The organism is Streptococcus loxodontisalivarius (assembly GCF_016908645.1).
GTDB lineage: Bacteria > Bacillota > Bacilli > Lactobacillales > Streptococcaceae > Streptococcus > Streptococcus loxodontisalivarius.
Genome location: NZ_JAFBEH010000060.1, coordinates 1 through 10810, shown reverse-complemented (window position 1 = coordinate 10810; position 10810 = coordinate 1). Strand labels below are relative to the sequence as shown.

Sequence of the window (10810 nt, the reverse complement as noted above, 5' to 3'; positions counted from 1 at the left end):
CCAGTAATAAAAATAAGACAATAACCACGTAACGGCTACTGTCTTGATATTATTTTTGGGCTTAAAGCATTGATATACTTGACAAATGGTAGAAATAATATATACTTACCCATTTTACCTGATTACTCAATAGATGGAGAAACTCACACGGTCAGTACGACTGAAGAGTTCTTGAAGTACTATAAGGAAAGTAACTAGGGTGATTGTTGAGCATGAAAATTAAATTAGGGGATTATTTTGTTGTTGGTGGTTTTGGGCAGAAATCAGTTTTTATCAAAAAAGATTATACCCTCCCATATTATGTTGGAAAAGAGGAGGTTGAAACCAAAACAAGTTTCACGATTCCTGCTGGTATGACTTTTTTAGCAACAGTTCTCATTAGAAGTATAGATACGAAAAATCTACAAGCAAATCTATTATTACTATTGGCGGGCTGTTTCATTATCTATTTTTCAATTGAGTGGTATTTTAGGGGTTACAACAGTACTGAATATGAAGTTGAAGAGTATCAATTTAAGACTGAGGAAGACTTTTTCGCTTTTTTACAGGATTCAAAAAGGAGAAATAAGGTCATCATGAGATTTTATCTTGTTTTTGCTCTTATCCTGGTGGTCTCAGCCTTCTTGTATTTTTCTACAAATTTAGTTATCTTTCTATTTGCTACCTTTGTAATGTTCTTTTGTTTGGCACTATTAACTAAGTATCATCCGTTCCAACGAATGTTTATCCTAAGAAAACTAAAAAGAGAGTTAATTCAATAATCTCTCTAAACAATTAAACTGCTTGGAGTTACAAATCTCCAAGCAGTTTTTTATAGATAATAGTAAAAATATTTGACTATTTATTTCACTAGGCTTATAATAGACTTAAATTAGTAAAATTTTTTGACTAAGGAGGGTCTTATGAAAGCAATTCTTGTGAAAAAAGCTGGTGGTCCAGAGGTTTTGGATTTGGTATCTTTACCTAAGCCTGAGACTAAGGCTGGTTGGTCGCTGGTAAAAATTAAGGGTTTTGGTATCAATCGTTCTGAGATTTTTACCAGACAAGGGCATTCACCCAGCGTTAGTTTCCCGCGCGTGCTTGGGATTGAGTGTGTGGGTATTATCGAGGAAACGACTGATGAGCAGAGATTGCCAGTCGGTCAGAAGGTTTTATCAACTATGGGTGAGATGGGGCGTGCCTTTGATGGCTCTTATGCCGAGTATGTCCTCTTACCAAATGAGCAGATTTTTCCAGTAGCTACCGACCTGTCTTGGTCGGATTTTGCTGCGGTGCCTGAATCCTATTTTACAGCCTATGGCTCCATGTTGCAGCTTCGTTTAGAAGATGGAGACAAGGTGCTTGTCCGTGGTGCGGCATCTGGTGTCGGACTCGCCTTTACAAAGCTGGTCAAGGCTGCTCATCCAGATATGAGAGTTGTTGGTTCCGTCCGCAACCTCAAGAAAGAAGCTCAGCTATTAGCCGCAGGCTACGACCAAATCATCCTAGAAGAAGACGGGCTTTTGCAGACGCAGGAGGTCTTTGATAAGGTGCTGGAGCTGGTCGGCCCTAGCGTCATCAAGGATAGTATCGCCCACATGGCGCCTTATGGCATTATTTGCAATACAGGGCTTTTGGGTGGTCAGTGGTATCTGGAAGACTTCGAGCCAACCTTTGATCTTAGCAAAAATATCTATCTGACGACCTTTTATTCTGGTAATGTTTCAGCTGAGGGATGGCAGAGCCTCTTTGACTATATCGCCAAGTATGGGGTTAAGGTCAGTCCTGATAAGATTTTCAGTCTGGAAAGCATTCAGGAGGCTCACGCTTTTCTAGAAGGACCCGATGCGCTTGGTAAGGTCGTCGTGATGAATGAGGACTAGCCATGTATCAGAAAACAAAATCTTATATACGCATTTTTGACCAACAGATGTCTTTTTATGAAAATTATGCCCGTAAAAAAGGGATGAATGGTAAGGCTTTGCAGATTCTGCTCTGGATAAATGGCTCAGCTCAAACTGGTATCAGTCAGAACAAGATTGCCCAAGCAACGCATTCGACCAAACAAGTTGTCCATGCCATCATCAAAAATTGGCTAGACAAGGGCTATCTTGAACTTCGTGCCAATCCAGACGACAAACGACACAAGCTGATTTTTTTGACAGCAGAGGGCAGTCAGTTTGCGGATGCGACTTTACAACCGCTAGAAGCATTAGAAGAAAAAGCTATGGCTATCCTTACTGACGAGGAACAAGCCCAGCTGATTGACCTGAGTAGACGCTATTATCAGGTCTTAGAAAAAGGTTTAGAATGATAGAATTTAAAGAAGTCAGCAAGTCATACGCTGACAAATTAGTGCTAGAAGCGTCTAGTTTCAAGATTGAAGATGGCGAAATCTTGGTGCTGGTTGGTCCCAGTGGTTCTGGGAAAACAACCCTCTTAAAAATGATCAATCGCTTGATTGAACCAAGTAGAGGTCAGATTTTACTAGATGGACAGGCTCAGGAAAGCCTTGCCAAACGTGACATGCGACTGGAGATGGGCTATGTTTTACAACAGATTGCCCTCTTCCCAAATCTGACAGTCGGACAGAACATCGAGTTGATTCCTGGCATGAAAAAATGGGATAAAGCGAGAAAATCTCAAGAAGCACGTCGTTTGCTTAATCGAATTGGTCTGGATGACAAGGTCTATTATGACCGCCTTCCTAGTCAGCTATCTGGTGGTGAGCAACAGCGTGTTGGTATTTTACGAGCTATCATTGCCCAGCCTAAGATTCTCTTGATGGATGAGCCATTTAGCGCCTTGGATCCTATCTCAAAAACGCAGTTACAGGATTTAACCTTGGAATTGCAGCAGGAATTTGGCATGACGACAGTCTTTGTTACTCACGATATCAAGGAAGCTTTGAAGATGGGAAATCGCATAGCTGTTCTTCATGAGGGACGCATTGCCCAGCTGGCTAGTCCAGAGGAGATTGTCTCACAACCAGCTAATGACTTTGTCAAGGAATTGTTTGGAGGTGTTGAGCATGGCTAATTTGATGTCAACCTTCCAAGATCGCTACGATGAATGGCTGACTGCCTTGGTAGAGCATTTGCAACTGTCTTTAATTGCTCTTTTGGTGGCAATGTTGATTGCCATTCCCTTAGCTATTTTAGTCAGTCGCCACAAGCGTCTGTCAGAGATTTCACTTCAGATTACAGGGATTTTTCAAACTATTCCATCATTAGCACTTTTAGGACTTTTCATTCCTATCATGGGTATTGGCACTCTACCAGCGGTAGTAGCACTTATCGTCTATGCTCTCTTTCCCATCATGCAGGCGACGGTGACGGGTCTAAAAAGTCTCGATCCTAGCCTCAAAGAAGCAGCAGAAGCCTTCGGGATGACCAGCTGGGAAAAGCTAAAGACCTTTGAATTGCCTTTAGCTCTGCCTATTATCATGTCAGGGATTCGTACCAGTGCTGTCATGATTATCGGTACAGCAACTCTGGCATCTCTGATCGGTGCTGGTGGTCTTGGATCCTTTATCACTTTGGGGATTGACCGCAATAACAGTTCGCTGATTTTGATTGGTGCCATTTCCTCAGCTCTTTTGGCTGTTTTCTTCAATGCTGTGCTTAAGTATTTGGAGAAGGCTTCTTTCAAAAAGATTTTGGCAGTTTTGATTGTCGCTCTGCTAGGTCTCTTCATGTCTTATGCGCCAGCTATTATCAAAAGCGTGACTAAGGAAAAGGAAGCTGAAACCATTGTTATCGCGGGAAAACTAGGGGCTGAGCCAGATATTCTTATCAATATGTATAAGGATTTGATCGAGGATCAGACGGATCTTAAGGTGGAGCTCAAGGAGAATTTTGGTAAGACATCTTTCCTTTATGAGGCGCTTAAGTCGGGTGATATTGATATCTATCCTGAGTTTACAGGGACGATCACTTCAAGCCTTTTGACAAATCCGCCGACAGTCAGTAATGATCCTGAGCAGGTCTATGAGGCTGCGCGTGACGGTATCAAAGAGCAGGATAATCTGGTTCTGCTAAAACCTATGGCTTATCAAAATACCTATGCCATCGTGGTGCCGCAAACCATTGCTAAAGAATTCGACCTTGAAACCATTTCAGACCTTAGCAAGGTCCAAGATAAGCTCAAAGCAGGTTTTACCTTGGAATTCAAGGATAGAGAAGATGGTTACCGCGGCATGCAGACGACCTACGGTCTCAATCTAGATGTCTCAACTATGGAACCATCGCTGCGCTACCAGGCTATGTCAACTGGTACCATTCAAATCACTGACGGTTACTCAACTGATTCTGAGATCACCCAGTATAATTTGACAATCTTAGAAGATGATAAGGGGCTTTTCCCTCCCTACCAAGGAGCGCCGCTCATGAAAGCAGAGCTTCTAGAGAAACATCCAGAACTTAAAACAGTCCTCAATCAGCTTGCTGGCAAAATCACTGAAAGTGAGATGAGCCAAATGAACTATGCTGTCGATGTTGAAGGCAAGTCTGCTTCAGATGTCGCACATGATTATTTGGTTAAGGAAGGCTTACTAGATAAGTAAAAAATCACGTTTCGGCGTGATTTCAGAATGTAGACAAACGCACTTTACAATGAAACTTGTTAACAAAGCTCTGCTTACTTGAAATAAATTTTCATATTGACGCGAGCGTTAGCGAGCACCTCAAGATACTTCCGCCGTGATGAAAGTGTAAGAAATGCCTATATAAAAGCATTTCTTACACTCGGAATATTTGAGAGTGAAACAGTCCGGTGGACTATTTCAGGTCTGAGCCTTGAAACTGGAAAGCGAAGAGACTCAAATGGAATTCTTTGGTTTCCTGAAATCATCCACTGGATAATTTCACCTAACGTCCGACATCACTTAAGGAAAGTATCGAAAAAAGACTTTGTCTTCAACCAGAAATCACGTTTCGGCGTGGTTTTTCTCTTGCAAAAGATAGTTCTATATGGTAATATATAAATGTAATTCGATATAGAACTATATGAGGTAAATTATGGATAGACATGCTAGAGGGGATTATTTGATGACCCAGATAACACTTCTCAATGGGCGTTATTTCAATAAGTTATTGCTTGAAAGAGGAGCCAAGTTTTCAGCAGAGCAGGGTAAAATTTTAGCTATTTTGCGAGATTTTGGAGATAATCTAACAGCCAGTCAGATTTCTGATTATTCAGGCTTAGCCAAGAATACACTGACAACGATGCTTAATAATCTAGAAAAAGCAGAGCTTATCCAGTCCGTTCAAGATAAGCAGGATAAGCGCAAGCGATTGATTTCATTGTCAGAACTTGGAAAGCAGGAAGTCGAACACGGAGAGGCAGTCAGCCAAGACTTACATAAAAGCTTCTACCAAGGGTTTTCAAAGGATGAGATTGCTATCTTTGAAGAGCAACTCGAACGTATTTTACACAATGTGAAGAAAAGAAATGAGGATAAAAATGATTAAATGGAGAGTCATACCAGCTATCATCGCAACAGCAGTTTTGAGCTTTGCAGGTGTTTTGATTGAAACATCTATGAATGTCACCTTCCCGACGCTCATGTCGGAGTTTGGTGTTGATGCGGCAGCAATCCAATGGGTAACGACTGGAAACCTTCTTGCCGTTGCAGTAACAGTTCCCTTATCAGCCTATCTTATCAAGCGCTTTTCTGAACGTAGACTCTTTCTACTCGCCAATTTGGTCTTTATCCTGGGTGTGATTTTTGATGGTTTGTCACCTAACCTCCTTATTCTCTTGCTTGGTCGAATCCTGCAAGGTGTGGGGACAGGGCTTGCTCTCCCTCTGATGATTCATATGATTATGACCCGCGTAGCCAAAGAGAAGCAGGGCTTTATTATGGGACTTGCAACCATGACAACCTCTCTAGCACCCGCCTTGGGACCAACTTACGGTGGTCTCGTCTTAGATGCCTTTGGCTGGCATGCGATTTTTAGTTTTTTACTTCCTGTTTTAGTCCTATCTGCTCTGGTTGGACTCATGTCGATTCCTCAGGAGGAGCGAAATAGCAGAGCGACCTTTAATGTCTCAGCCTTTATCTTTTTGACACTTGGTCTTGCAGCTAGCTTGCTTGCTATCGAAAAAATGAGTCTACTTTGGTTACTACTAGCTGTGGTTGCACTGCTTATTTTCTACAGATTTAATCGAAAACCCTTAATCAGATTAGCTGTTTTGAAAAATTCTGCCTTCTTCAGTCTTACAATGGTAGTGCTAGCCTTTCAAATGATGGCACTCGGTCTGTCATTCGTCTTGCCCAACCACTTGCAACTTGGTCTGGGCTTATCATCCAGTCAGGCTGGCTTCTTTATGTTTCCTGGTGCTATCTTGGTAGCAGTCATTCTACCAATTTCTGGACTTGTTTATGATAAAGTCGGTGGTAAACTGCCGATCAGTACTGGTATCGTCATCTCACTCCTTGGCCTCTTGATTATGTCCGTCTTTTTCAAGGCAGCCGACGCAAACTTACTTTTGATTTGTGACATCATCGCCTTGGCTGGTGCTGGTATTGCTTCAGGAAATGGGACTACCATGGCACTGAGCCAATTGAACCAAGAGGATTTGACTGATGGAAACAGTATCCTGTCAACCCTCCAACAATTTTCAGGTGCTCTTTCAACAGCACTGGTTTCTCAACTTTTTACCCTTGGGCAAAAGCAGGGCAGTATTGCTTTGGGCGGTCAGTTAGGAATCTATCTTCTCTTAGTTGTCATGATTTTAGCTCTGCTCTTTTTCCTAAAAAGTTTTACTTCAAAACGATAACGTTCGGAAATTACTGATAAAACGATGTAAAATATAAAAATAATTTGCTTTATACATTATATTCAGTTAAAATAAACATGGAAAGGTGGTAAAACACCTAGCGATGCTCTTTTAGAGTTATAGGAAGGTCATAATTTATTTTAGAAACTGGCTGCAGTTGAGAAATGAATGTGTGACTCTATACCGAGACAACCTCTTCTTATTTGCAGTCAGAAGAGGTTTTTTATGTTAAATGACATCCCTATTTTTGATTATGAAGACATTCAGTTGATTCCTAATAAGTGTGTTATCTCAAGTCGAAAAGAAGCAGATACAAGTGTCAAACTTGGTAAGTATTCTTTCAAGCTGCCGGTAATTCCTGCCAATATGCAGACAATTATCGATGAAGATATTGCAGAACAGCTTGCCAAAGACGGTTATTTTTACATCATGCACCGCTTTGATGAAGAAGGACGACAAGCTTTTATCAAACGTATGCATGACCAAAACCTGCTTGCATCTATTTCGGTTGGGGTCAAGGATTATGAGTATGACTTTGTCACTTCTCTAAAAGCTGATGCACCTGAATTCATCACTATTGATATCGCACATGGTCACTCAGATTCTGTTATCAACATGATTAAGCATATCAAGTCCGAACTTCCTGACTGCTTTGTTATTGCTGGAAATGTCGGCACTCCTGAGGCTGTTCGTGAGTTGGAAAATGCTGGCGCTGATGCTACTAAAGTCGGTATTGGTCCTGGTAAAGTCTGCATTACAAAGGTTAAGACTGGTTTTGGAACTGGCGGTTGGCAGCTTGCTGCCCTACGTTGGTGTGCCAAGGCTGCGCGTAAACCAATTATTGCAGACGGTGGCATCCGCACTCATGGTGATATTGCCAAATCCATCCGCTTCGGTGCAAGCATGGTTATGATTGGTTCCTTATTTGCAGGTCACATTGAAAGCCCAGGAAAGACAGTAGAAGTAGATGGTCAGAGTTACAAAGAATACTATGGCTCTGCTTCTGAGTACCAAAAAGGAGAACACAAAAACGTTGAAGGTAAGAAAATCCTTCTGCCTGCCAAGGGGCACCTCGCAAATACACTGAGAGAAATGCAAGAAGACCTTCAGTCATCCATTTCCTACGCAGGTGGAAAAGATATCGAGAGTCTGCGTCATGTTGATTATGTTGTAGTCAAAAACTCTATTTGGAATGGCGATAGCATTTAAATTGAACTATTCCCGTTGTTGTTTAACCCAATCCTGATAAGGCTTTGCTGAATCGCAAAAAATTAAATCGCCACGAGAAATTAGGAATTTCATCATATAGGTTGGAAGGTTAATTTTAGAAGCGGAACTTTAGGCGTACGAAGTACGCCGCCTCCGATAGTCTCCGCCGTGGTGCTAAGAGCGACAAAGTCGTTTGGGAGTGAAACAGTCCAGTGGACTGTTTCAGGTCTGAGCCTTGAAATTAGAAAGCGAAGAGAAAAGACCCTAGGCTTTTCCTTTAGTAATGAAACCGAAGGTTTGCGACACTCCGTAGCGATTTCGATAATAAATCGCTACGGAGTTAGTGCATCGTCTAGGTTGTATCTGATGAGAACAACCGACTTGACGATGCCTTACGATAATTCTTCGTTTCCTGTTGTCATCCTCAAACAGTCCGATGAACTTTCGGCAAGTCTGAATTTTTGGTTGCCGACCTAAAACAATCCACTGGATTGTTTTACCCCCACCACTTAAGGAGAATATCGAAAAACAAAAACTCAAACAACGGGAATGATTTAAATTCTAAAGGAGTTTACGAACGCTTAACAATATGATAGAATGGTTACTATCATCAAACAAAAAAATAATACTTATTTAATCTGTGAATATGGCACAGAGTCCCTACCAGACACCTTAAATGTCTGACAATAAGTAGGCTTATACTCGTGGAGTATGAAAAAGCTTGCTGGTTGTACAACCTAGCAGGATTCCCTAGGTAGAATGGGTGTCCTGCGGCAAGCTTTTTTTGTTTTTTTGAAATAGAAAAAAAGAGGAAAATCATGAAATTATTGGAAGAACGCATTCTCAAAGATGGCGATATTTTGGGTGATAACATTCTCAAAGTTGACTCATTTTTGACTCACCAAGTGGACTACAAGCTCATGAAAGAGATTGGAAAAGTCTTCGCTCAAGCCTATCAAGATGCTGGAATTACAAAGGTTGTTACCATTGAAGCATCTGGTATTGCGCCAGCAGCCTATGTTGCTGAAGCGCTCGATGTTCCTATGATTTTTGCTAAAAAACATAAGAATATTACTATGACAGAAGGCATTTTGACAGCAGAGGTTTACTCTTTCACTAAACAAGTGACTTCAACAGTCTCTATCGCTGGAAAATTCCTATCTTCAGATGATAAGGTTTTGATTATCGATGACTTTTTGGCAAATGGCCAAGCTGCAAAAGGTTTGATTGATATTATCAATCAAGCAGGAGCAGAAGTTGAAGGTGTCGGTATTGTGATTGAAAAATCTTTCCAAGATGGACGTCAACTCTTGCTTGATCAGGGTGTGCGTGTGACTTCATTAGCACGTATTGCTAGCTTTGATAATGGTCAATTGAATTTTGCGGAGGCTGATGCTTAAAATGGAAAACAAACAACATTCTCATTCACAATCTGCTGTGCTTGGTTTGCAGCACGTTCTATCAATGTATGCGGGGTCGATTCTCGTTCCAATCATGATTGCTGGTGCTCTCGGTTACTCATCAGAGCAGTTGACCTATCTTATTGCCACTGATATTTTCATGTGTGGTGTGGCAACATTCCTCCAATTGAAGGTGACTAAGCACACTGGTATTGGACTTCCTGTTGTTCTAGGTTGCGCCTTCCAATCAGTTGCTCCGCTATCAATCATTGGTCAAACTCAGGGTTCAGGTGCTATGTTTGGTGCCCTTATCGTATCAGGGATTTATGTGGTCCTTGTTGCAGGGATCTTCTCTAAGGTTGCTCGTTTCTTCCCACCGATTGTAACAGGTTCAGTTATCACAACTATTGGTTTGACCTTGGTTTCGGTTGCCATGGGAAATATGGGGGGCAATGTTGACAGCCCAACGTCACAAAGTATGATTTTGTCACTTTTGACAATTCTTATTATCCTTTTAATTCAAAAATTCACTAAAGGATTCATCAAATCAATCGCAATTCTTATTGGTCTTATCGGAGGAACAGTTATCGCTGCCTTGATGGGGCAAGTTGATGTAAGTCCTGTCGTTCAAGCATCTTGGATTCATGTACCAACACCATTCTACTTTGGAATGCCTAAGTTTGAAATCACATCGATTCTGATGATGTGTATCATCGCAACGGTTTCAATGGTTGAGTCAACTGGTGTTTACTTGGCACTTTCTGACTTGACAGGTGATCAATTGTCTGAAAAACGCTTGCGTAACGGTTACCGTTCTGAAGGTCTTGCCGTTCTCCTCGGAGGTCTCTTCAACACCTTCCCATATACTGGATTTTCACAAAACGTCGGTCTTGTTCAAATCTCTGGTATCAAGACACGTCGTCCGATTTACTATGCAGCTGCCTTCTTGGTAGTCATTGGTCTTATTCCAAAATTTGGTGCCCTTGCTCAGATGATTCCAGACCCAGTTCTGGGTGGAGCTATGCTTGTTCTCTTTGGCATGGTAACCGTTCAAGGGATGCAAATCCTCAGTCGTGTTGACTTCAAAAATAATGAATACAATTTAGTTATCGCAGCAGTATCGATTGCTGCTGGGCTCGGTTTCAACGGAACTAATCTCTTTACTAGCCTACCATCAACAGTCCAAATGTTCCTAACAAATGGAATCGTGATTGCGACACTTTCATCAGTCTGTCTTAATCTTTTGTTCAATGGCAAAGCTTCTGAGAAATCAACCATTTCTGATGAAAAATAAATTTTAAACAGGGACTCACAATTTCGATTGTGGGTTCTTTTTAGTTTGTTAGAAAGTTCTAAAATGAAGTTAGCCAGTTGAAGGCATGAAAAAAACATCTCAGAGAGATATAATGTAGTCACCACAACACACACTAGAAGGACTC

10 protein-coding genes and 1 riboswitch are annotated in these 10810 nt (G+C 41.4%); all 10 genes read left to right on the top strand.

Annotated elements, in window-relative coordinates; translation table 11 throughout:
* The first annotated feature begins 212 nt into the window (after positions 1–212).
* The 10 genes from JOC28_RS09665 to JOC28_RS09620 all read left to right on the top strand — a co-directional run bounded on the left by JOC28_RS09665 (position 213) and on the right by JOC28_RS09620 (position 10665).
* The gene (locus tag JOC28_RS09665) at positions 213–761 is read left to right on the top strand and encodes a hypothetical protein (RefSeq protein WP_205010488.1); all 549 of its coding nucleotides are present in this window, start codon (positions 213–215) and stop codon (positions 759–761) included.
* A 141-nt stretch (positions 762–902) separates the two neighbouring features.
* Positions 903–1862: an alcohol dehydrogenase catalytic domain-containing protein gene (locus JOC28_RS09660; RefSeq protein WP_205010487.1), complete on the top strand. Its 960-nt coding sequence runs from the start codon at positions 903–905 to the stop codon at positions 1860–1862.
* A gap of 2 nt (positions 1863–1864) precedes the next feature.
* Positions 1865–2293 carry a MarR family winged helix-turn-helix transcriptional regulator gene (locus tag JOC28_RS09655; RefSeq protein WP_205010486.1) on the top strand — a complete coding sequence of 143 codons (429 nt, stop codon included), beginning with the start codon at positions 1865–1867 and terminating at the stop codon, positions 2291–2293.
* Entirely contained in the window at positions 2290–3018 is a 729-nt protein-coding gene (locus JOC28_RS09650) for an ATP-binding cassette domain-containing protein (RefSeq protein ID WP_205010485.1), read from the top strand. Before JOC28_RS09655 ends, JOC28_RS09650 begins: the two co-directional genes overlap by 4 nt.
* Positions 3011–4543, top strand: coding sequence for an ABC transporter permease/substrate-binding protein (locus JOC28_RS09645; RefSeq protein ID WP_205010484.1), 1533 nt, complete (start codon positions 3011–3013; stop codon positions 4541–4543). Before JOC28_RS09650 ends, JOC28_RS09645 begins: the two co-directional genes overlap by 8 nt.
* A gap of 454 nt (positions 4544–4997) precedes the next feature.
* Positions 4998–5450, top strand: a complete 453-nt coding sequence (locus JOC28_RS09640) for a MarR family winged helix-turn-helix transcriptional regulator (RefSeq protein ID WP_205010483.1) — start codon at positions 4998–5000, stop codon at positions 5448–5450.
* Complete coding sequence (locus tag JOC28_RS09635) at positions 5443–6762, top strand: MFS transporter (protein WP_205010482.1); 1320 nt, start codon at positions 5443–5445, stop codon at positions 6760–6762. Before JOC28_RS09640 ends, JOC28_RS09635 begins: the two co-directional genes overlap by 8 nt.
* Before the next feature lie 225 nt (positions 6763–6987).
* The gene (gene guaC / locus JOC28_RS09630) at positions 6988–7971 is read left to right on the top strand and encodes a GMP reductase (RefSeq protein WP_205010481.1); all 984 of its coding nucleotides are present in this window, start codon (positions 6988–6990) and stop codon (positions 7969–7971) included.
* 609 nt (positions 7972–8580) lie between these two features.
* A riboswitch (purine riboswitch) is annotated at positions 8581–8678 on the top strand.
* Positions 8679–8789: 111 nt separating this feature from the next.
* Positions 8790–9371, top strand: a complete 582-nt coding sequence (locus JOC28_RS09625; protein ID WP_205010480.1) for a xanthine phosphoribosyltransferase — start codon at positions 8790–8792, stop codon at positions 9369–9371.
* Positions 9364–10665, top strand: coding sequence for a nucleobase:cation symporter-2 family protein (locus JOC28_RS09620; protein WP_205010479.1), 1302 nt, complete (start codon positions 9364–9366; stop codon positions 10663–10665). Before JOC28_RS09625 ends, JOC28_RS09620 begins: the two co-directional genes overlap by 8 nt.
* Positions 10666–10810: the final 145 nt, after the last annotated feature.

Coding starts and splice junctions, on each gene's coding strand:
- JOC28_RS09655 (WP_205010486.1), top strand. CDS start 1,865: ATGTATCAGAAAACAAAATCTTATATACGCATTTTTGACCAACAGATG.
- JOC28_RS09625 (WP_205010480.1), top strand. CDS start 8,790: ATGAAATTATTGGAAGAACGCATTCTCAAAGATGGCGATATTTTGGGT.
- JOC28_RS09635 (WP_205010482.1), top strand. CDS start 5,443: ATGATTAAATGGAGAGTCATACCAGCTATCATCGCAACAGCAGTTTTG.
- JOC28_RS09640 (WP_205010483.1), top strand. CDS start 4,998: ATGGATAGACATGCTAGAGGGGATTATTTGATGACCCAGATAACACTT.
- JOC28_RS09620 (WP_205010479.1), top strand. CDS start 9,364: ATGCTTAAAATGGAAAACAAACAACATTCTCATTCACAATCTGCTGTG.
- JOC28_RS09650 (WP_205010485.1), top strand. CDS start 2,290: ATGATAGAATTTAAAGAAGTCAGCAAGTCATACGCTGACAAATTAGTG.
- guaC (WP_205010481.1), top strand. CDS start 6,988: ATGTTAAATGACATCCCTATTTTTGATTATGAAGACATTCAGTTGATT.
- JOC28_RS09660 (WP_205010487.1), top strand. CDS start 903: ATGAAAGCAATTCTTGTGAAAAAAGCTGGTGGTCCAGAGGTTTTGGAT.
- JOC28_RS09645 (WP_205010484.1), top strand. CDS start 3,011: ATGGCTAATTTGATGTCAACCTTCCAAGATCGCTACGATGAATGGCTG.
- JOC28_RS09665 (WP_205010488.1), top strand. CDS start 213: ATGAAAATTAAATTAGGGGATTATTTTGTTGTTGGTGGTTTTGGGCAG.